This window comes from Mycobacterium innocens (genome assembly GCF_900566055.1).
Classification (GTDB): Bacteria; Actinomycetota; Actinomycetes; order Mycobacteriales; family Mycobacteriaceae; genus Mycobacterium; species Mycobacterium innocens.
This window is the reverse complement of sequence record NZ_UPHQ01000169.1, coordinates 1-20,080: the sequence shown is the minus strand read 5'-3', so window position 1 is coordinate 20,080 and position 20,080 is coordinate 1. Positions and strand designations below refer to the sequence as shown.

Below are 20,080 nucleotides of genomic sequence, written 5' to 3'. Positions count from 1 at the left end.
ACAACATAGGCAACCCGCGGCGGCGCAACTGGTTTTCGGGGACGCGACAAGGTAGACAGGCACTCACGGGGCTCCGGCAGCGAGAGGGATGTGGTGTTCATCCGCTACCGCGAGCCCCGCCTCATCCGATTGCGCGACACACAATCGTTATCACATCGTTATCATCTGTCACTACAGTCACACGGGTTTGTGAACAGGCTCTTACAGATGATGGCCAGGTGCACGTTGCCGTCGCCGGCGTGGCCGCAACCGATCGCGGCGCCGCCTGCCGCCCCCGCCAGCGCGCGTGCGGCACTGAGGAACTTCGGCATCGACGCGCGCGGCACGACGGTGTCGATGATGTCGTCGGCGCCCGCGGCTTTTGCCGCCCAAAACGCCTTCTCGCGCGCCTCGATCAGCTTGCGCGCCGAGCTTCCTTCCAGTACGTAGGCGTCGATGGCTCCCATTTCGGCCAGCATCTCGCTGGCCGTCTCGACATCCTCGAGTAGCCGATCCGCGGTGCGATTCTCCACTGCCACAAGAAGATACGCTTGACAGCTGTCGCGGACTTGGTCCGGAATGCCCAGCTCCAGGTTCTGGGTGTGCACGAGCGCGGCCATCGTCAGATTGTCGATGTATTCCAGGATGTAGGGCGCCAGCCCGCTGGCGACGATCTTGGGCACCGCCGCCATGACTTGATCGAAGTCGGCGAACGGGGCCAGCACGCTGGCGCTGTGGTCCAGGCGTGGATGCAGCTTGACGATCACCTCGGTGGCCAGCGCCAAGGTGCCTTCCGAGCCGACGATGAGCTGGGTCAGGTCGTAGCCGGTGGACACCTTGGCGATCTTGCCGCCGGTTCGGATGATCTCGCCGGTCGGCAGCACTGCCTGCAACCCGAGCACGTTATGACGAGCTATCCCGTACTTGACCGCGCGCATACCGCCGGCGTTCGTGCCGACGTTGCCGCCGACGCTCGACGACAGCTCGCCTGGATGAACCATGTACCCCAGCCCGGTATCGGCGGTCGCGGCGTCCAGTTCGGTCAGCGTCACCCCGGGCTGGACGACGGCGACCTGGTTAGCGGTGTCCACCTCCAGCACCCGATTCATTCGTTCGAACGAGATCAGCAGGCCGTCCCGGCACGGACGCGCCGCCCCCGACAAGCCGCACCCGGACCCGCGTGCCGTCACCGGCACGCCGTGGTCGGAGCCGGCCATCAGTAGTTGCGAAACCTGTTCTGCGGTGGCCGGTTTGACGGCGTACGCCGGCCTCTGCGGCGGTTGCGCCAACTCCTCGTCGTGGGAATAGTCGTCGGGAATTGCGTCGCCGGTGAGCACATTAGCGCTCCCGACAATGTCCACCAGCCGCGCTGTGATGTCACTCATGGAAGGCCTCGTGTTTCTGCCGTGCCGACAGCGACTCACTCTATAGCCGGCTGCGGCCGAAAATCTCAGTCGGTTCTCAGTCGCGCGGAGCATTCTGCGGTGGCCACCCAAAACCTCGTCCTTGCCCGCCGGAATGGGTGGTGTCGTGCTGGCGGTGGTGACGGCGCTGGTGGTGCTGGCCGCGCTCAGTGTGCGCAGCGGCATCATTTTCGGGTTGGTGATTCTGGCCTGGCCGCTGCGCGCAGGTTGCGCGGCCGACGTGGCACATTCTTGACGGCGCAGCCGCCAAAGGTCCCCGCTTCGGCCCGACTCGCGTTGGCGGGCAGGCGATTACCACGGGCGTTGGGCGCCCAGGCCAGGTGCGGGGGTAAAGACGACCGGCAGCTTGCCCAGCCCGGTCATGCTCGGGTTTCCCAGATACTGGTGCACGCCGTCGAGGTCGACCCGGTAGTCGGGGATGCGGTCGAGGACTGCCTTGACCATCACCTCGGCCATCAGTCGTGCCAGATGAGATCCGATGCAGCGGTGGGGTCCGAGGCCGAAGGCCAGGTGGCGGTTGGGAGTGCGGTCGAGGACGATCACCTCCGGTTGGTCGAACTCGTGCTCGTCGTGGTTGGCGGCCAGCCAGCTGATGACGACGCGGTCGTTGCGGCGCAGCTGTTGGCCCCCGACGGTCACGCCGCGGGTGACGGTGCGGCTCAGTTGCTGGTTGACCGAAAAGTAGCGCAGGAATTCGTCGGTGGCGGTGCGGTAGAGCTCGGGGCGCTCGATGAGTTGTTGGCGCAGCTGTGGGTGGGTGCCCAGGTGTAGCAGGGTCAGCGCGGTCTGTGAGGTGGTGGTGTCGACTCCGCCGGCGATGAGGTTCCAGATGATGTTGCGCAGCTGCTCGTCGGACAGACGCTGGCCGTCGAATTCGAGCTGGATGAGGAAGCTGGTCAGATCGTCGTGTGGGTCGGCCCGTCGGTTGGCGGCGAACTCCAGGACGTCGTGCATCATGGCGGGCGCGGCGGCCAGGGCGTTGGCGTACTCGGGGCTGTCTTGCGGTACGGCCATGACGGAGTGGAACAGGTTGGCATACAGGTGCCAATTGTCATACGGCAGCCCCATCAATCTCATGGTCAAGATGGCCGGGACCGGGCTGGCGTAGTCGAGTACCAGGTCCATGTGCCCGTCGGCGCTGTGCTGGTCGAGAAACCAGTGCGCCGATTTCTCCATGAACGGCCGCATCTTCTGTACGGCGCCCGGGGAGAAGAACGGCGCCAGGGCGTGGCGCAGGGCCAGGTGGTAGGGGCCGTCGACCTCGCCGATGCCCAATGCCGGGTGACCTTCGGGACGTGGCACGCCCATCTCACCCTGGTAGTCGATGCCGTCGGGCGCGTTCGGTTCGTATTTGTGGGCGAAGGTGTCGCCGTCCCGGGCGGCCTGGCTGACCGCGTCGTAGCTGGTGAGAAACCAGAAGCCGCCGTAGTTTTGGTTCCATGCCACCGGGCAGGTGCGGCGGAGTTCGGCGTTGACGGCCAATTCGTTGAGGTTGAAGTCGTCGGAATGATGGTCGAAATCGACTATCGCGTCTGGGCTGACGCCTGGGTGGGTGACCATCGAAAAGCCTTTCCTGGCAAGTGCGTTATTGCTTCGTCGGCTTATTAGGCTATCTTTGCATTATTACGCATTTGAGGATGCGGAGGTAGCGTCATCGAGGATTGGTCGGCAGGAGCCACCATCGGCGGGGCGGCGATCCCGGGCACGCCCGACCTGGCTCGGATGCGACGGCAGCGATATGCGCGGTTGCAGGCCGAACTTGCGGCCGGCGGTCTCGACGGGCTGGTGTTGCTGGGCTCCAGCGCGGTGACGTATGCGACCGGTGCTGCGATGCCGGCCGTCGCCGGTGACCGGGCTGCGCTGTTCCGCGCGGTCGCCGTAGTGGTTGCCGGGGAGTCGGCGCCGCACCTGTACACCGTGTTCGACGACGGTGTGCCGGCAGAGGTGCAGCTGCATGGGCCGTTGTTCCCGGATCTCGACGAGGCGATGGCAGGGCTCGCCGCGGCGCTGGGCGAGCACTTCGTTTCCGGCGCTCGGGTAGGTGTCGATCATCTGTCTCATCCGATGCTGCGCGGCGTTTCCGGCCTCGATTGGGTGGATGCGTCCGTGGTCCTGGGCGCGGCCAAGCTGGTGAAAACCGTCGACGAGGTGTCGTGTATTCGCCAGGCGCAGCGGCTCAACGAGCTGGCGATGGTCGACGCGCTGCGCCTATTGCGACCTGGTGTCCGGCAGACCGATCTGAGTGCGGTGTTTCTTCGCCGGGTGTTCGAGCTTGGCGCGTCAGCGGGCGGGATCGATCCGATCTGGCAGGTGATGGCCCCGAGTCGCGAACTGGGACCGTGGACGCTGCACGGTGATCTGGCCTACCCGACCGTCACGACTGACCGGTTCCTGCGCCATGGCGATGTCATCTGGGTGGACGCCGGTGTGATGTGGCAGGGGTACGTGTCCGACTATGGCCGCACCTGGATTGTGGGCGCCGGCCCGAATGTTAGGCAACTAGGACAGTTTCGTCGCTGGCGGGCGGTCGTCGACGCGTGTCTGGAGGTCCTTGGGCCGGGGGTGTCCGGCTTGCGGCTGGGCGAGGTTGCGATCGACGCCAACGATGGTGTCCGGCCGTGGATCGAGCATTTCTATCTCGCGCACGGCGTGGGCACCGATAGTGCCGAAATGCCCTTGATCGGAACGGATTTCGGTGTGGACTTCGACTCGCGGCTGGTCATGCGGCCGGGCATGGTCGTGGTGTTGGAGCCGGTGATCTGGGAGGACGGTGCTGCCGGTTATCGTTCCGAAGACATTGTGGCCGTGACCGATGCCGGATGGGTCAAACTCAGCGGCTGCAGCTACGACCCTTATGGGTTTGCCGCATGAGCCCCGTGCCGCGGGATCGCGGGGTGCGCATCGGGATGATGAGCCTCGAGGACGACGCTCGGGTCGACTTCGGCTGGTTGCGGGCTCAGCGGCGTGAAAAAGTGTTTTCCGCCATGGAAACCCACGATCTGGACGCACTGCTGCTTGGCGGTGCGGGCAACGTGCACTACGTGTCGGGGGCGCGGCTGCTCGGCCGCGCCGGGGTGCTGCCGTTCGCGCCGGCCGCGGTGGTGGTGCGGTCGACCGCGCGGGTGCACCTGCTGTCGACCTGGGACGAGGGGGTACCGCCGGAGATCACGCGTCCGGACCTGTATGGGTTGAGCTGGAATCCGGCCAATCTGATGGATTCGTTGGCTTCGATTCCCGGCTTGCGCGAGTCCGCCCGGGTGGGTATCGACGGATTGACACCGATGTTCGCCGGGTTGATTTCTCAGCTGACCGGCTCGGCCGAACTGGTCGACGCCGATTCGATACTGGCGGCTGCGCGCCGGATCAAGATGGCCGAGGAGATCACCTGTCTCGAAGTGGCGTCGGCCATTTCGGAGTCGGCGTTAGGCGCCATGGAAGACGCATTGTGGCCTGGCATTACCGAGCGTGACCTGCTCGGGGTGTACTACGAACAGGTGGCGCGGCTGGGCGCGCCGACCGCGCCGTCGGAGAGTGTTTGCTTTGCAACGCCTTCGTGTGGGCCGGTGTGGTTTCGGCACCTGGCGTCGGAGCGTCCTATCGGGGACGGCGAACTGGTGGTGCTGGCCCCGGGCGCGTTGTACGCCGGCTATGAGGCCGGCCTGGCGCGTACCCGAGTGGCGGGGGAGTCGGCTCCGGCAGGGTCGGCGGATCTGGTGGCGCGGTGTGCTGTCGGCATGGACGCGCTGCTGGCCGCCTGCCGAGCGGGCAACACCGGCGCGGACCTGTATCGAGCGTGGGAGGACGCCGGTAATCGGGAGTCGCCGGTGCCGTTAGCTCACGGACTGGGGCTCGGTGCTGAACCGCCGGTCATCGGTTTGGGGCGTGGCAGCGACGCCGTGCTCGACGAGGGCATGGTGCTGAGCGTGCAGTCCTGGGTCGCCGCGGAGGGCGTGGGGGGTTGCCTGGAGCGGGCCACCGTCGTCATCGAGGGCGGGGGAGCATCGATACTGACTCGCTATGGAAGGTTGTAATGTTTGGCAGCCGAGCCGTTTTCAACCATGTCGGGTTGTGCGTCAGCGATCGCCGGCGATCACGCAGATTCTATGAGGGCCTGCTCGGGTTCGAGTTCTGGTGGGAACTCGATGCGCCCGACGAAGGCACGGACCGGCTGCTGCAGCTGCCGAAGCCGATCGGACTGCACGCGACGTATCTGGTGCGCGACGGGTTGGTGCTGGAGCTTCTCGACTATTCGGAGCGCGCGGTCCACGCCGGAGCGCAGCGGGTCATGGACCAGGTGGGGCTTACCCATATCTCGTTTTCCGTGCCTGACCTTCCTCACGTGGTGGCCAGCGCCGAGAGCTTCGGCGGATCGGTGGTGGACGGGTCGGTGTCGGAGCAATCGGCAATGATCCGCGATCCGGATGGCCAACTGCTCGAACTGTTGTCGGATCAGTGGCTGGCGGTGCTGCCGCCGCGTCGACAGTGAAAATCTTTGGGGCAAAGCCTGTTCCGCCGATGCGACGTCCTCGGGTCGCGGGTCAGCGGCGTACGAGTAGGTCGGCCGGCTCACCCTCGATCGGGATCTCGCGACCCCACAGCAGCGTGGGAATACGGCTGTGCGGCGTGGGATAGGGCGCGCGGGTAGGTGGCCATCTCCTCGGCGCTCAGTTGGCGCAGTACACTCGCCGGGCAGTGCCTGCTCCACGAAAACCCGGAGTTTGTCTGGCGTAAGGTGCGCCTCGTGAGATCTTCGATAAAGCGGATTGCGCTCAGCACCGGCGGCGGTGATGCGCCCGGGCTCAATGCCGTCATCCATGCGGCCACCCTGGCCGCACGTAATCGTGACTGGGAAGTCGTCGGGGTCCGCGACGGCCTCAACGGGTTGTTGTTGCCGGGCGCCTATCCCGACGGCGGGTTGATGGAACTCACCCGCGACCGGGTCCGCGGCATCATCCACCAGGGCGGCACCATCATCGGTACCACCAATCGCGGCAACCCCACCGCCTATCCGGTGCAACAAAGCGACGGCACCTGGATCGAGATGGACCGCACCAAAGAACTGTTGGGCCGCTTCGAGGAACACGGAATCGATGCACTGATCCTGGTCGGCGGCGACGGATCGATGGCGATAGGCCAGCACCTGCACAACGCCGGGCTGCGGCTGGTCGGGGTTCCCAAGACGATCGACAACGACCTGGACAAGACGACCTCGACATTCGGCTTCGACAGCGCCGTCGACTTCGCCTCGGAGTGCATCGACCGGCTGTTCACCACCGCGACATCGCACGGTCGCATCATCGTGGTGGAGGTGATGGGCCGCTACGCCGGCTGGATCGCCCTGAACGCCGGCATGGCGTCGGGAGTACACGCGATCCTCATCCCGGAGATCCCATTCAGTCTCGACCCGGTGGCGGCGGTGATCCGGGACCGCGAACGGCACGGCGCGAAGTTCTCCATCGTCTGCGTCGCCGAGGGCGCCCGGCCGGTCGGCGGCGAGGTGTCGATCGTGGGCAAGTCGGTGGGGCAGGCGGAGCGTCTTGGCGGCATCGGCGCCAAAGTGGCCGCCGAGCTCGAACGGATGACCGGACGCGAGGCACGCACCGTGGTGCTCGGCCACTTGCTGCGGGGCGGCTCGCCGACCTCGTTCGACCGCTTGCTCGGTCTGCGCTTCGGCGCCGCGGCCGTGCGGGCTCTCGACGAGGGGCACAGCGGTGTCATGGTGGCGCTGAATCCACCGACCGTCGACTACGTGCCACTCGCCGAGGCCACCCACCGGCAAAAGACGGTCCCGCTTGACTGCGACTCGATTCTGACCGCGCGGGATATGGGGATCAACTTCGGGGATGAAATGCCCACCCATAGCGCGATCGGTGGATGACCCGACGGCGATGTCCGGGTGACGATCTCATCGCAGCCACGCTGAGATCGACGTTATCGTCATCGTCTCCGCACCTATCCGCGATGGTGTGGATTTCGGCGTGAGCCGGTGCGATGCAAGGGAATTCATTGCCTCGACACCACCTGCTGCTCCAGCTCGAGGATCTGCCGGGTGGTCTTGACCACCACATCGGGGTTGAGGCTGATCGAGTCGATACCGATGCGGACCAGGAACTCGGCCATATCCGGGTAATCCGACGGCGCTTGCCCGCACAGCCCCGAGTGAATCCCGTTGCGGCGACAGCCTTCCACGGCCAGCCGGATCATCTCCTTGACACCTTCGTCGCGTTCGTCGTAGTCGAAGGCCACGATCTCGCTGTCGCGGTCGACACCGAGCGTGAGCTGCGTCAAATCGTTGGAGCCGATGGAGAAACCGTCGAAGCGCTTGGCGAACTCGTCGAGAAGGATGACGTTGTTCGGGATCTCGCACATCGCATACACCTCGAGCCCGTTGCGGCCGCGCTGCAAACCGTGTTCGGCCATCGTCTGCAGCACCAGGTCCGCTTCGGCGACGCGGCGGACGAACGGCAGCATGATGACGACGTTGGTCAGGCCCATCTCCTCACGCACCCGTTGCATCGCACGGCATTCCAGCGCGAAACCCTCGGCGTAAGCGGGGTGCGCGTAACGCGAGGCTCCGCGGAAGCCGAGCATCGGGTTGCTCTCGGTCGGCTCGAACCCGCTCCCGCCGATCAGGCTGGCGTATTCGTTGGTCTTGAAGTCCGACATTCGCACCACCACGGGCTTGGGCCAGAAGGCCGCCGCGATCGTGCCGATGCCCTCCGAGAGCCGCTGGACGAAGAACTCGCCCCCGTCGGCATAGCCGTAGGTGAGCCGATCGATCATCCGGCGCGCCTCCGCGTCGTCGACCTTGTCCGGATGCAGCAGGGCCAGCGGGTGCACCTTGATGTATTCGCTGACGATGAATTCCATTCGGGCCAGCCCGACACCGTCGTTGGGCAGGAACGAGGTCTTGAAAGCCAGATCGGGATTGCCCAGATTGATCATGATCTGGGTTCGTGGCCTGTTTAGATTCGCTACTTCGGTGCGGTCGACGTGGAAGCCCACCTCGCCGCGGTACACCCGCCCGGTGTCGCCTTCCACGCATGACACCGTGACGGCCTGGCCATCGGGGACGCTGGTGGTGGCATCGCCCGCACCGACCACGGCCGGGATGCCCAGCTCGCGCGCGATGATCGCCGCGTGGCAGGTGCGTCCGCCGCGGTTGGTGACGACGGCGGCGGCGGTCTTCATCACCGGTTCCCAGTCCGGTGTGGTCGTGTCGGCGACCAACACCTGGCCGGGCCGGAAGTCCGACAGCCGCCCGAGGTTGTCGATCCGTTTCGCGACGCCCGTTGCGACCTTCTCGCCGACCGAGCGGCCCTCGGTGAGGATCTCGTGCTTTTCGTCGGAGCCTTCCAGCACATAGGTTTCTATGGTCGTCAGGCTGCGTTGGGAGGCCACCGTCTCGGGGCGCGCCTGCACGATGTAGAGCTTGTCATCCAGACCGTCTTTGGCCCACTCGATATCCATCGGGCGCGCGTAATGCCGCTCGATGGTGCAGGCGTAGCCGGCCAGTTCGAGTACGTCCTCGTCGGTGATGCAGAACCGGGCACGGTCGGCCTTCGGCGCGGGGATGTTGCGGGTGGTCTGCTTCGTCCCGCCCTCGACGAAGACCATCTTCACCGCCTTGTCACCGATCAGGCGGCGCAGCACGGCGCGGTGTCCGGCCAGGTAAGTCGGCTTGTGGACGTAGAACTCGTCGGGGTCGACGGCACCCTGCACCACGTTTTCGCCCAACCCGTAGGCGCCGGTGACGAAAACGACGTCGTTGAAGCCGGATTCGGTGTCGATGGTGAACATCACCCCGGAGGAGGCAAGGTCGGAGCGCACCATTTTCATCACCCCGATCGACAGCGACACCTTGAACTGGTCGAAGCCCTGGTCGATGCGATAGTGGATGGCCCGGTCGGTGAACAGGCTGGCGAAACACCGGCGGCAGGCGTCGAGCAGGCTCTCGGCGCCGGTGATGTTGAGAAAGGTTTCCTGTTGGCCGGCGAAGCTGGCCGTCGGCAGGTCCTCGGCGGTCGCCGAGCTGCGCACCGCGAGACTGACATCCTCGCCGTACTCTTCCTGAAGCATGCGGTAGGCAGCCACGATCTCGGCCGCCAGGTCGCCGGGAAGTCCCGCGCCGTAGACGATTTCACGGGCGCGTTTGCCTTTGCGCGCCAGCGCGGTGACGTCGTCCGGATCGAGATTGTCGAGCTGGGCGTGCAGCGCGTCCCAGGCGCCGGCGCTGTCCAGCATGTGTCTGTAAGCCTGGGCGGTGATGGCGAACCCGTGCGGGACACGGATGCCCTGCTCGGACAGCTTCTGATACATCTCGCCGAGCGAAGCGTTTTTGCCGCCGACGAGCGGGACGTCCTCGATACCGAACTCTTCGAAGAAGCGAATGTAGTTGAACTTGCTCATGATATTCCTCCGGTTGCGTGTTAGTAGGTGTCGTAGGATCCGTTGTTGGCTTTGCGCAAGGCCCAGACGTAGTCGGCGCGTTCACGGGCCTCGAAATCCTGGTCGGGAGCCGCCAGCAGCCCGCGAACCTCATTGAGGGTGTGAAAACCCTTGCGGTTCATCCAGTCGCACAATCCGTTCAGCAGCACGCCGGCGTATTCCGGACCGTGGCGCAGCAGCGCCGACGCCGACTGCACCACGTCAGCCCCCGCGAGCAGATACTTGGCCACGTCGGCTGCGTGCTCGACCCCGGTACTGGCCGCCAGCGAGGCACGAATCCTCGCGCACAGCAACGCGATCCAGGTCAGCGGTAGACGGGTGTCCGCCGGTGTCGACAGCGTGACCGTGCGCACGGTGGTGAGTGTTTCCGGGTCGATATCGGGCTGCAGAAACCGGTTGAACAACACCAGCCCGTCCGCAGCGGCGGCGTCCAGCCGGTGGGCCATGTCGGCCGTCGCGCTGAAATAGGGGCTGAGCTTGACGGCGACCGGTACCGTGGTGGCGGCTTTGACCGCGGCCAGCACATCGAGATGGCGCTGCTCCACGGCAGCGCCGTCCAGGACTGTGGGGCCGGGATCGCCGGGAAGGTGGTAGATGTTCACCTCGATCGCCGCCGCGCCAGTGTCCTGCATGGACCGCGCGTAGCGCGCCCAGCTGCCGGGCGTGGACGCGTTGAGGCTGGCGATGACCGGGATGTCGACGGCGGCGGCGGCACGCTCGACCAGACGCAGATAGCGGTGTCCGCCACCGCCGTTCTCGAGGCCTTCGGGAAAGTAGCTCAGCGACTCGGCGTAGCTTTCGCTGCCCTGGGTGGCCATCCGTTCGTCGTGTTCGGCTTCGCGACGCAGTTGTTCTTCGAACAGCGAATAGAGCACCACCGCGCCGACACCGGCGTCGGCGAGGCGGCGCACGCCGTCGGCGTTGCGGCTCAGTGGCGATGCCGAGGCCACCAGCGGGTTGCGCAGGCTCAGTCCGAGGTAGCGGGTGGACAGGTCCATCAGCACTCCCTTCGCGCATCGGACGGGAACTCCTGCGGAGTCCGAGAAGCCATGTCCTCGTAGACCATCCACCGCTGGTCGATCGACTCCTGCGCCAGCGCAAGCAGCCGGTCGGCCTCGTCGGGATCAGAATTGGTGAGGCTTCGGTAGCGCAGCTCGCGGTTGCGGAAGTCGGCGAGCGAAACGCGGGGACGGTGCGAATCCAGCAGAAACGGGGGCTTGCCGGTAGCCCGTAGTACGGGGTTGTAGCGAATCAACGGCCAGTGCCCGCTGGCGACCGCGCGGTATTGCTGCTCAAGGCCGTAACGCAGCTCGAAGCCGTGGGCGATGCAGTGGCTGTAGGCGATCACCAGCGACGGCCCGTCGTAGGCTTCGGCCTCCCGCAAAGCCAGCAACGTCTGCTGCGGATCGGCGCCCATCGCGACGCGCGCGACGTAAACATTGCCGTATGAAATGGCCTGCAGCGCCAGGTCTTTGCGCGGCACCGTCTTGCCGCCGGCGGCGAACTTGGCTACCGCGCCCAACGGTGTGCTCTTCGACATCTGCCCGCCGGTGTTGGAGTACACCTCGGTGTCGAGCACCAGCACGTTGACGTTGTGCCCGCTGGCGAGCACGTGATCGAGCCCGCCGGCGCCGATGTCGTAGGCCCAGCCGTCGCCGCCGACGATCCACACGCTGCGGCGGATCAAATGATCGATGACACTGCGTAATTCGTCGGCAGTGCCCGGTGGCAGCCGGTCCAGCCGGCAGCTCAGCTCGGTCACCCGCCGGCGCTGGGCGTGCAGTTCTGATTCCCGCTGTTGCGGTGCGGCCAGGATGGCGTCGACGAGATCGGCGCCGAGGTGGTCGCGCAGTTCTCTCAGCCGCTGCCGGGCCTGTCGTGTGTGGGTATCGGCGGCCAGCCGCATGCCCAGACCGAATTCGGCGTTGTCTTCGAATAATGAATTGGACCAGGCGGGGCCGCGGCCCTCGGCGTTGGCGGTCCAGGGTGTGGTGGGCAGGTTGCCGCCGTAGATCGACGAGCATCCGGTGGCATTGGCGATCATCAACCGGTCGCCGAACAGCTGGGACAGCAGTTTGAGGTAGGGGGTTTCGCCGCATCCCGCGCAGGCGCCGGGGAATTCGAACAGCGGCTGCAGGAACTGCGCACCACGCACGGTCCCGAAGTCGACCGTGGAGCGGTTGGCCACCGGCAGCGTTTCGAAGAACGCGATGTTTTTACGTGCTTCGTCGACAAGCGGCTCCCGCGGCGCCAGGTTGATCGCCTTGGTGATCGGCGTGCCGGGGACCACGGCCGGGCAGACTTCCACACACAGGTTGCATCCGGTGCAGTCCTCGGCATAGACCTGCAGTGTGTAGCGGGTGTCGGGCAGGCCGATCGTGTTCAGCGGTGCCGAGGGGAACGACGCCGGCGCATCCCGCAGCCGCTCCTGTTGGTAGAACGTGGTGCGAATGACGCTGTGCGGACACACGAATGCGCAGTTGCCGCACTGGATGCAGGTATCTGGATCCCACACCGCGACCAGGTCGGCGATATTGCGCTTCTCGTAGGCGGCGGTGCCGCTGGGATAGCTGCCGTCGACCGGAAGGGCGCTGACCGGCAACGCATCTCCGCGCCCGGCGATCATTTCCGCGGTCACCGTGCGCACGAATTCCGGGGCACCGGGCGGGACCGGCGGTTGCAGTGGCCGAGTTGAGCTTGCGCGGTCGGGCACCTCGATCTGACGGAGTCCGGCCAGAGCGCGATCGACGGCGTCGAGTTCGCGGGCGACCACGTCCGCACCCTGGCCGGCATAGGTTTTGGCGACGCTGTCTTTGATCTGCGCGATCGCGGTCTCGACCGGCAGCACACCGGCGATCGCGAAAAAGCAGGTCTGCAGCACGATATTGATCCGGCCGGCCAGCCCGACCTCGCGCGCGATCGCGCCGGCGTCGACGACGTAAAGCCGGATGTCTTTGTCGATGATCTGCTGCTGCACCGGGCCGGGCAGGCTGTCCCATACTCGCTCGGGTTTGCGGGAACTGTTCAGCAACAGTGCGGCGCGTTGCGCGGCCCGGCCCAGTACGTCGATCGTGTTCAGGAACCGTTGGTGATGGCAGCCGACGAAGCCGGCCCGCTGCACCAGATACGGTGCTTTGACGGGTTGCGGGCCGAAGCGCAAATGCGAAACAGTTTGCGAGCCTGACTTTTTGGAGTCGTAGACGAAGTAGCCCTGGGCGTACATGTGGTCCTGGCCGCCGAGGATCTTGATGGTGTTCTTGTTGGCGCCCACCGTGCCGTCCGAGCCCATGCCGAAGAACACCGCACTGGTGACGGCGGGGGATTCGATGTCGAACTCCGCGTCGTAGCCGATACTGGTGCCGCTAACGTCGTCGTCGATGCCGACGGTGAAACGGGTGCGCGGCCGCTCGCGTGACAGTTCCTCGAAGACGCCGGCGACCATGCCGGGGGTGAATTCCTTCGACGACAGCCCGTAGCGTCCGCCGCAGACCAGCGGCAACGACGATCGCTGGCCGCCGCTGTAAGCCTGCGCCAGGGTGGCGACGACGTCCAAATACAGCGGCTCGCCCTGGGATCCGGGTTCCTTGGTGCGGTCCAGCACCGCTATGGCGCGCACCGTCGGCGGCAACGCCGTCAGCACCGCTTGGGCCGGAAACGGTCGGTACAAACGGATGTGGAGTACCCCGATCCGCTCACCGCGCGCGTTGAGAGCGGCCACGGTTTCGGCCGCGGTCTGGGCGCCCGATCCCATCAGCACCACGACGCGTTCGGCCTGCGGGTGCCCGGTGTAGTCGACGATGTGCATCGGGCGTCCGGTGCGCTCGGCGAGCTCGCCCAGGAGTTGTTCGACCGTGTCGGGCACTCGGGCGTAGAACGGGTTGACGGTCTCGCGGGCCTGAAAGTAGGTGTCCGGATTTTGCGCGGTGCCGCGGATTCCCGGCCGTTCGGGTGACAGGGCACGGTCGCGGTGGGCCAGGATGAGCCGCTGCGGGACCAGGGCCCGCAGGTCGTCGTCGCTGAGCAACTCGATCGTGTTGAGCTCGTGCGAGGTGCGGAAGCCGTCGAAGAAGTGCACGAACGGAACCCGGGTGCGCAGCGTGGCCGCCTGGGCGATCAGGGCTAAATCGTGGGCCTCCTGCACCGAGGCCGACGACAGCAGCGCGACGCCGGTCTGGCGCACCGCCATCACGTCCTGATGGTCACCGAAAATCGAAAGACCCTGGGCCGCAATGGATCGAGCGGCCACGTGAATCACCGCCGAGGTGAGCTCGCCGGCGATCTTGTACATGTTGGGGATCATCAACAGCAGGCCTTGGGACGAGGTGAACGTCGTCGCCAACGCTCCGCCCTGCAGGGCGCCGTGCAGCGCGCCCGCCGCCCCGCCCTCGCTTTGCATCTCCACCACCGTCGGCACCGTGCCATAAATGTTGGGCCGGTGCCGGTTCGACCAGGCATCGGCCAACTCGGCCATCGGCGAGGACGGGGTGATCGGATAGATGCAGCACACTTCGTTGAGCCGGTAGGCGACCGAGGCTGTCGCCTCGTTGCCGTCGACGGTGGTGCGGGTCATCGCGGCTCCGGCATCATCTCGATGGCGTGCACCGGGCACTGCTCGTAGCAGGTGGCGCAACCGGTGCAGCGGTCGTAGTCGAAGCGGTAGCGGTGACCTGGTCCCAGCTTGATCACCGCGTCCTCCGGGCAGGCGCCCAGACAGCCGTCGCACTCGAAGCAGTTACCGCACGACAGACACCGGCCGGCCTCGAACGTCGCGGCGCGGGCCGACAGGCCGCCGACGACCTCGTCGAACCCCGTGACGCGTTGTCGGGCAGGAAGTTCGGGCTGTTGGCGTCGGGCCGCGTCGCCGAAGTACCACAGGTTTAGCTGGCCGAACTCGGCCGTCGGATGCTTCAGGCGCGGCGCCCCGGAGGCGCCGCGCAGCCACGCGTCGATGGAGTGCGCAGCCTTCTTGCCGTGCCCGACGCCGACCGTCACGGTACGTTCACACGGCACCATGTCGCCGCCGGCGAACACGCCGGGGCACCCGGTCATCAGTGTCGGGGAGACCCGCACGCCGCCGTCGCGGTCGAACTCCACGCCGGGAAGACTGCGCATGAACGCCGATTCGGTTTCCTGGCCCAGCGCCATGATCACCGTATCGGCGGTCAGGGCCTCGAACCGCCCGGTCGGTCGGGGGCGGCCGGTTTCGTCCAGCTCCATCAGCTCGACCTGAAGCTCGGTGTGGTCGAAGGCGGCGATGGTGCGCAGCCAATTGATCCGTACGCCTTCACGTTCGGCCTCGTGGACTTCGTGTTCGTGGGCGGGCATCTGGGCTGCGGTGCGCCGGTAGATGATCACGGTGTCTTCGGCGCCCAGGCGGCGGGCGACGCGGGCAGCATCCATGGCGGTGTCGCCGCCGCCGTAGACGGCGACGTGGTGGCCGAGGTCGGGTTTCTCGCCGGCGGCGACTGTGCGCAGCAGCGACACCGCGTCAATCATGCGTCCTGCGTCGTGAGACGGGATGTCGACGCGCTTGGCCAGATGCGCGCCGACCGCAACGAACACCGCGTCGAAATCGCCGGCTGCGCGTTCGGCGGCGAGGTCGTCGACGCGGTGTTCGGGTGTCAGCTGCACGCCGAGCGCTGCGATTCGCTCGATTTCGGCGTCCAGCACGTCGCGGGGCAGCCGGTAGCTGGGGATGCCGTAGCGCATCATCCCGCCCGGCTCCGCGCCGGCGTCGCGTACTTCCACGTGATGGCCCAGCCGCGCGAGGTGATAGGCGGCGGACAGTCCGCTGGGACCGGCGCCGACGACGAGCACCCGCTTGCCGGTCGGCTGGGGTGCGGGTTCGCACTGCCAGCCTTGGTCGCGGGCGGTGTCGCCGAGGAACCGCTCCACCGCGTGGATAGCGACGGCACCGTCCAGATATGCTCTGTTGCAGACGGATTCGCACGGGTGGTAACAAACCCGGCCGTGGATGGCGGCGAACGGATTGTCGGCGACGAGTTGGCGCCACGCCTGCTCGTGGCGTCCTGCGCGGGCATGGGCGAGCCAGGCCTGGATGTTCTCGCCGGCCGGGCATCCGGCGTTGCACGGCGGCAGCAGGTCGACGTAGACCGGGCGGCGGTCGCGGACCGGGCCGGCACGTCGCGCTCCGTGCAGTAGGTCGGGCAGGGCCGCAAGATCGCCGCGGGGCACGAACTTATCGGCATCACCGGACGTCATGCTCCTGACGATATGACTCGTTCTGCGACTCTGCTGCTTTCGTTTGGCCCTCAAGGTGAGGACTTCCGACTCTGATCGGAAGCCGCGCAGCGGCGGAAAGTAGCGGAATGGAGCATTTGACCGCCCTTGATGCGGCTTTTCTCGAGGTCGAAGACTCCGATCCGCACGTGAGCCTGGCGATCGGCGGACTGTCGATCATCGAGGGGCCGCCGCCGTCCTACGAAGAATTCGTCGCTGCCTTCACGCAGCGTGCTTCGGCGATTCCGCGTTGCCGGCAGCTGCTGCGGACACACCCGCTGGATCTTGGTCCGCCCGAATGGATGGATGACCCGCACTTCGACATGTCGCGGCATCTGCACCGCCTGGCACTGCCGCACCCCGGCGGTGACGCCGAACTGTTCGAGATGATTGCCACCGTGATGGAGCGCCGGCTTGACCGTGAGCGGCCGCTATGGGACTGCTTCATGATCGAGGGGCTCAGCGATGACCGGTGGGCAGTGCTGACCAAGCTCCACCACTGCATCGCCGACGGGATCGCGACCGCGCAGATGTTGGCGAGGTTCAACGACGGGGGCGGCGGCGACACCTTCGCCACCGACATCCGCGCCGCCAAGGAACCCGATCGGCATGGGTTTGGCCTGCCGAAGGTCAGCCTCAACCCGTTGACCTGGGTCAGCGGGATGGTGCGGGGTGCGTTGGACGCGGCCACCGTAGTCGAGCATGTCGCGGTGGGCGCGGCCGAACTGGCGGGCAGCCTGCTCAGCCCGGCGCCGGAGTCGTCGCTGCACGGACCGGTCACGGCGATGCGGCGCTACCATGCGGCCCGGGTCCGGTTGGCGGACCTGCGCGAGGTTGCCCAGGCCTTCGGTGTGACGCTCAATGACGTTGCGCTGGCGGCAATCACCGCCAGCTACCGCAGGCTGTTGCTGGACCGCGGGGAACAGCCCGGCCGCGACTCGCTGCGCACGCTGGTTCCGGTGTCGGTGCGGGGGGTGAACCAGTTTAGCGTGACCGACAACAAGGTCTCGGCGATGCTACCGTTGCTGCCCGTCGATGAGGCGGACCCGGTGCAGCAGCTGCAGCTGGTGCACAGTCGGCTCACCCGGGCAAAAGGCAGCGGCCAACGCGAAGGAGCCAGCGCGGTTGTTTCGGCGGCCAGGAACGTTCCATTTGCCGTCTCGGCGTGGACGATTCGATTGCTCAGCCATCTGCCGCAGCGGGCGGTTGTCGGCTTGGCCACCAACGTCCCCGGTCCGCGGAGCGAACAGAAGCTAATGGGCCGGCGGGTGTTGGAGATCCTGCCGATCCCGCCGATCGCCCTGCAGTTGCGCACTGGTGTGGCGATGGTCAGCTACGCCGACAATTTCGTCTTCGGCATTACGGCGGACTACGACACCGCTCCTGACATCGAGGCGCTGGCGGCGGGGATCGAGGACGGAGTGGCGCGGCTTCTCGAGGTGAGCCGCACGCGGCGCGGCAGGCGGGGGTCCAAGCCGCGCGTTGCCGGGTGAGTTAGGGGGGCTGCCGGACTTCGCGCCTGGGTTGGCCCCGCGAAAGCCTTCCAAGTGGCGAGCAAGCAACTTAGCTGATATAACATCTAGCATGCCTAAACAATTGTATGCGGTCGAAGGTGTCAGCGACGGCGGGCAGCGCGCGCTGACTATCATTCGTCCCTTCGTAAACCTGTTGCTGCGCACCCCTTTTGCCGGTTCGGCGGGTAAGCACTTTATGGTGTTGACCTTCACGGGGCGTAAGACAGGTCGCGAGTATTCGATACCGATAAGTGCCCACTGGTTGGATGACAGTCTTTTCGTCCTCACCCGCATGCGATGGAAGAACAACTTCCGCAACGGCGCCACCGCCGAGATCTATTACGACGGCAAGCCGATGACCATGCAGGGTGAGCTCATCGAAGACCGTGCGATCGTCGCCGATCTCGTCTACCGCTGCGCCGAGTCCTATGGGGTCAGGCGCGCGCAACTCATCATCGGATTGAAGTTCCGCGACAAGCGCATACCCTCAGTCGAGGAGTTCGCCGAGGCGGCCGAACGTCTGAAGTGGGCCGTTGTCCGGTTTACGCCGGCCGACTAACGGCGGGGCGTCTGGTCGGTGACATTCCTGCCCCGGGGTCACCTTGCGATTGTGGTGTCGCGCATCCCTGTTGGCCGCCGCTCGTCGCCGCGACACTGTAATCACGCAGACGACACGCCGATGGCGGTCGTCGTGGCTTCAGTCTCGATGAACACCACCACGGCGGTTGCAGCGCTGGTTGCACATTCGCGCGATTCCGAAGCCAAAGCCGAAGCCAAACGCTCCCGTCACAAGCCCAGGGTCTTGTCGCAGCGTCCTGCCCGGCAACGGATTTGCCGGTCCGAGGCCGGACTCGGATCAAATTGGTGCACGCAGCCCGGGGGTCAGGTCGCATTGATCACAGGCGTCACACGTGTCGCTGCGCCGGTGCCCACCGGATGTGCCCGGCTTTGAGCGACAGTTTCGGTCGTGCCCTGCGGCGAATGAGGTTGTCGCGCAGGTGGGCACGCAAGCGTTGCTTCGACAGAGGCCTGTGTTGCGGATGTGGCCAAGTAGCAATATGGGCCTGGCACGCCAACGAGCACAACGCCCGACGTGACACTTGGCCGTGGCCGGCGGAACGCCAGTGAAGACAATCGAGCGTGTGCGACGCAATCGTCCTGCCCGGCAAAGGGCTTGCCGGTCCGATGCGTTCGCATGCGATCTTCCGCAAGCGCGGATCGGCTGCGCAGACCGCGTTCCCGCCGCTTGCGTCAGCTCCTTGTCTGCCCGCATCGTCAGGTGAGCAAGGTGCGTCGGGTCGTCGATCGCGGCGGTGTTTGGCGATGAAGCCGAAATCCATGCTGTCGTGGTAGGACGCGAAGGTGGGATTGGGCCCGATCGAGGCGGCGGGCGCGGAGACGGGGTAGATGCCCAGCAAGTCGGCGACTCCGGCAGCGGCCATCAAAGGTCCAGTGGCGGGCGACAGGTCATCATGCGGCTCGCATCCGAAAATCTTGCCGGTTGAGCGCTATCGGGACGAGGCTCGTACGGAGATGCTTTCTGGCGAAGATCACTGCCGGCCAGGGGATTAGGACCCGCTATGGCAGTCACAAGCCCCTGCGATGGTGGTGCGCTGCCAATGACGAACACGCCGGTCGGGGATCCGCTGCGCAGTTACCAACCGGGGAACAAGCTCGTTACGGCTGTCAACGGATGAGCTGGACTAATCCGCTGTCCGCGGCCGCCGTCGGCTGCGGATGCCAGGTGGCCGGCAACATCGGGACCTGCGCGCCATCACCGAACTCGGCACCTCCTATGGTGGCCAACCCGCCGGCCTGTACTCCGGTTCCGTGTTCGGCAGTGCCCGCAAATCCTAGTGACCCGGCACCTTGGTGGCTGGCCGTCACCGACACCAACTGCGACTGCGACACCACCGCCGACACACCCGCCACCGGCTCCATCGCAGCGACTTCCGTGGCCGCCACCGGTGTTGCCGCAGCCATAGCCGTCAATGGAGCGGTCGCGTTGGCGAGTCCCACCAACGGCGCACCCGGGACACCGGCGATCTGGGGAGCAACACCGGCCAACGTCCCGGCCAACAGGGGGGAGAAATCCAACAAATTCCCGATCATCCATTCAAGCAGGATCTTTAGCAGACCGAAGTACCCGTAGGCCAGGAAGTACGCGACCAGCAAGCAATTTATACCGAACTGGATGAATAGCGGAGCATCTTCGATTAATTGGAGCACCAGCCCAATTACTGTCGCTTGCCAGGGTGATGGGACCACCTGATTGCCAGGGGGATGGGACCACCGTGGCGCGTTATTGAGGATGCTCGTGTTTGGTGTTGGGGTCAACTTGGTCGCGCTGAACCGTCCCCGGTTTTATGCGCACTTCCTTTGTTGGGAAGGATGGCGCGATGCCGAGCAAGTACGACGAGAACACCAAGGCCAGAGCGGTGCGACTGGTCCGGGAACACCGCGACGACTATGACA

Annotated in this window: 13 protein-coding genes and 1 pseudogene; 7 read left to right on the top strand and 7 right to left on the bottom strand. The window is 65.9% G+C overall.

The annotated features are described in order from the left end of the window. Positions 1-200 precede the first annotated feature (200 nt). Positions 201-1,364: pseudogene (locus EET03_RS16795) on the bottom strand (FAD-binding oxidoreductase); the annotation flags it as partial. Between the two features lie 121 nt (positions 1,365-1,485). Between EET03_RS16795 and EET03_RS30320 the strand changes: the two are divergent. Continuing rightward, positions 1,486-1,638 carry a hypothetical protein gene (locus EET03_RS30320; protein WP_167470651.1) on the top strand — a complete coding sequence of 51 codons (153 nt, stop codon included), beginning with the start codon at positions 1,486-1,488 and terminating at the stop codon, positions 1,636-1,638. A 56-nt stretch (positions 1,639-1,694) separates the two neighbouring features. Here the strand turns inward: EET03_RS30320 and EET03_RS16790 are convergent, their stop codons facing one another. Continuing rightward, a complete protein-coding gene (locus EET03_RS16790) occupies positions 1,695-2,963 on the bottom strand; it encodes a cytochrome P450 (RefSeq protein WP_075544953.1) in 1,269 nt (422 codons plus the stop codon). 162 nt (positions 2,964-3,125) lie between these two features. Here EET03_RS16790 and EET03_RS16785 point away from each other — a divergent pair, with 162 nt between their 5' ends. The 4 genes from EET03_RS16785 (at position 3,126) to EET03_RS16765 (ending at position 7,281) form a co-directional block, all read left to right on the top strand. Beyond that, positions 3,126-4,274, top strand: coding sequence for a M24 family metallopeptidase (locus EET03_RS16785; RefSeq protein ID WP_099193607.1), 1,149 nt, complete (start codon positions 3,126-3,128; stop codon positions 4,272-4,274). Further along, a complete protein-coding gene (locus EET03_RS16780) occupies positions 4,271-5,434 on the top strand; it encodes a M24 family metallopeptidase (RefSeq protein WP_099193606.1) in 1,164 nt (387 codons plus the stop codon). Before EET03_RS16785 ends, EET03_RS16780 begins: the two co-directional genes overlap by 4 nt. After that, positions 5,434-5,889: a VOC family protein gene (locus tag EET03_RS16775; protein ID WP_099193605.1), complete on the top strand. Its 456-nt coding sequence runs from the start codon at positions 5,434-5,436 to the stop codon at positions 5,887-5,889. Before EET03_RS16780 ends, EET03_RS16775 begins: the two co-directional genes overlap by 1 nt. A gap of 255 nt (positions 5,890-6,144) precedes the next feature. Continuing rightward, positions 6,145-7,281: a 6-phosphofructokinase gene (locus EET03_RS16765; protein WP_063469754.1), complete on the top strand. Its 1,137-nt coding sequence runs from the start codon at positions 6,145-6,147 to the stop codon at positions 7,279-7,281. 125 nt (positions 7,282-7,406) lie between these two features. Here EET03_RS16765 and ppsA read toward each other — a convergent pair whose 3' ends face one another. The 4 genes from ppsA to EET03_RS16745 are packed head-to-tail and all read right to left on the bottom strand — an operon-like array spanning position 7,407 to position 16,073. After that, complete coding sequence (gene ppsA, locus EET03_RS16760; RefSeq protein WP_075544956.1) at positions 7,407-9,812, bottom strand: phosphoenolpyruvate synthase; 2,406 nt, start codon at positions 9,810-9,812, stop codon at positions 7,407-7,409. A 20-nt stretch (positions 9,813-9,832) separates the two neighbouring features. Then, positions 9,833-10,849, bottom strand: coding sequence for a dihydroorotate dehydrogenase-like protein (locus EET03_RS16755; RefSeq protein WP_075544963.1), 1,017 nt, complete (start codon positions 10,847-10,849; stop codon positions 9,833-9,835). Continuing rightward, a complete protein-coding gene (nifJ, locus tag EET03_RS16750) occupies positions 10,849-14,421 on the bottom strand; it encodes a pyruvate:ferredoxin (flavodoxin) oxidoreductase (protein ID WP_075544957.1) in 3,573 nt (1,190 codons plus the stop codon). The genes EET03_RS16755 and nifJ overlap by 1 nt, the downstream gene beginning before the upstream one ends. Next, a complete protein-coding gene (locus tag EET03_RS16745) occupies positions 14,418-16,073 on the bottom strand; it encodes an NAD(P)-binding protein (protein ID WP_075544958.1) in 1,656 nt (551 codons plus the stop codon). The genes nifJ and EET03_RS16745 overlap by 4 nt, the downstream gene beginning before the upstream one ends. Before the next feature lie 107 nt (positions 16,074-16,180). Between EET03_RS16745 and EET03_RS16740 the strand changes: the two genes are divergently transcribed. Further along, positions 16,181-17,584 (top strand): WS/DGAT/MGAT family O-acyltransferase, encoded by a 1,404-nt coding sequence (locus EET03_RS16740; protein WP_075544959.1) that lies wholly within the window; start codon positions 16,181-16,183, stop codon positions 17,582-17,584. A 91-nt stretch (positions 17,585-17,675) separates the two neighbouring features. After that, a complete protein-coding gene (locus EET03_RS16735) occupies positions 17,676-18,164 on the top strand; it encodes a hypothetical protein (protein WP_063469749.1) in 489 nt (162 codons plus the stop codon). Between the two features lie 1,127 nt (positions 18,165-19,291). Here the strand turns inward: EET03_RS16735 and EET03_RS16725 are convergent. Further along, on the bottom strand, positions 19,292-19,834 hold the full coding sequence (locus EET03_RS16725) for a PPW family C-terminal domain-containing PPE protein (protein WP_099193604.1): 543 nt from the start codon (positions 19,832-19,834) through the stop codon (positions 19,292-19,294). Between the last annotated feature and the right edge of the window lie 246 nt (positions 19,835-20,080).

Excerpts from the sequence above, each read along its gene's own strand:
- EET03_RS16790 (WP_075544953.1), bottom strand. The coding sequence starts at position 2,963 with ATGGTCACCCACCCAGGCGTCAGCCCAGACGCGATAGTCGATTTCGAC.
- EET03_RS16775 (WP_099193605.1), top strand. The coding sequence starts at position 5,434 with ATGTTTGGCAGCCGAGCCGTTTTCAACCATGTCGGGTTGTGCGTCAGC.
- EET03_RS16735 (WP_063469749.1), top strand. The coding sequence starts at position 17,676 with ATGCCTAAACAATTGTATGCGGTCGAAGGTGTCAGCGACGGCGGGCAG.
- EET03_RS16740 (WP_075544959.1), top strand. The coding sequence starts at position 16,181 with ATGGAGCATTTGACCGCCCTTGATGCGGCTTTTCTCGAGGTCGAAGAC.
- EET03_RS16755 (WP_075544963.1), bottom strand. The coding sequence starts at position 10,849 with ATGGACCTGTCCACCCGCTACCTCGGACTGAGCCTGCGCAACCCGCTG.
- EET03_RS16745 (WP_075544958.1), bottom strand. The coding sequence starts at position 16,073 with ATGACGTCCGGTGATGCCGATAAGTTCGTGCCCCGCGGCGATCTTGCG.
- nifJ (WP_075544957.1), bottom strand. The coding sequence starts at position 14,421 with ATGACCCGCACCACCGTCGACGGCAACGAGGCGACAGCCTCGGTCGCC.
- ppsA (WP_075544956.1), bottom strand. The coding sequence starts at position 9,812 with ATGAGCAAGTTCAACTACATTCGCTTCTTCGAAGAGTTCGGTATCGAG.
- EET03_RS16780 (WP_099193606.1), top strand. The coding sequence starts at position 4,271 with ATGAGCCCCGTGCCGCGGGATCGCGGGGTGCGCATCGGGATGATGAGC.
- EET03_RS16785 (WP_099193607.1), top strand. The coding sequence starts at position 3,126 with ATGCGACGGCAGCGATATGCGCGGTTGCAGGCCGAACTTGCGGCCGGC.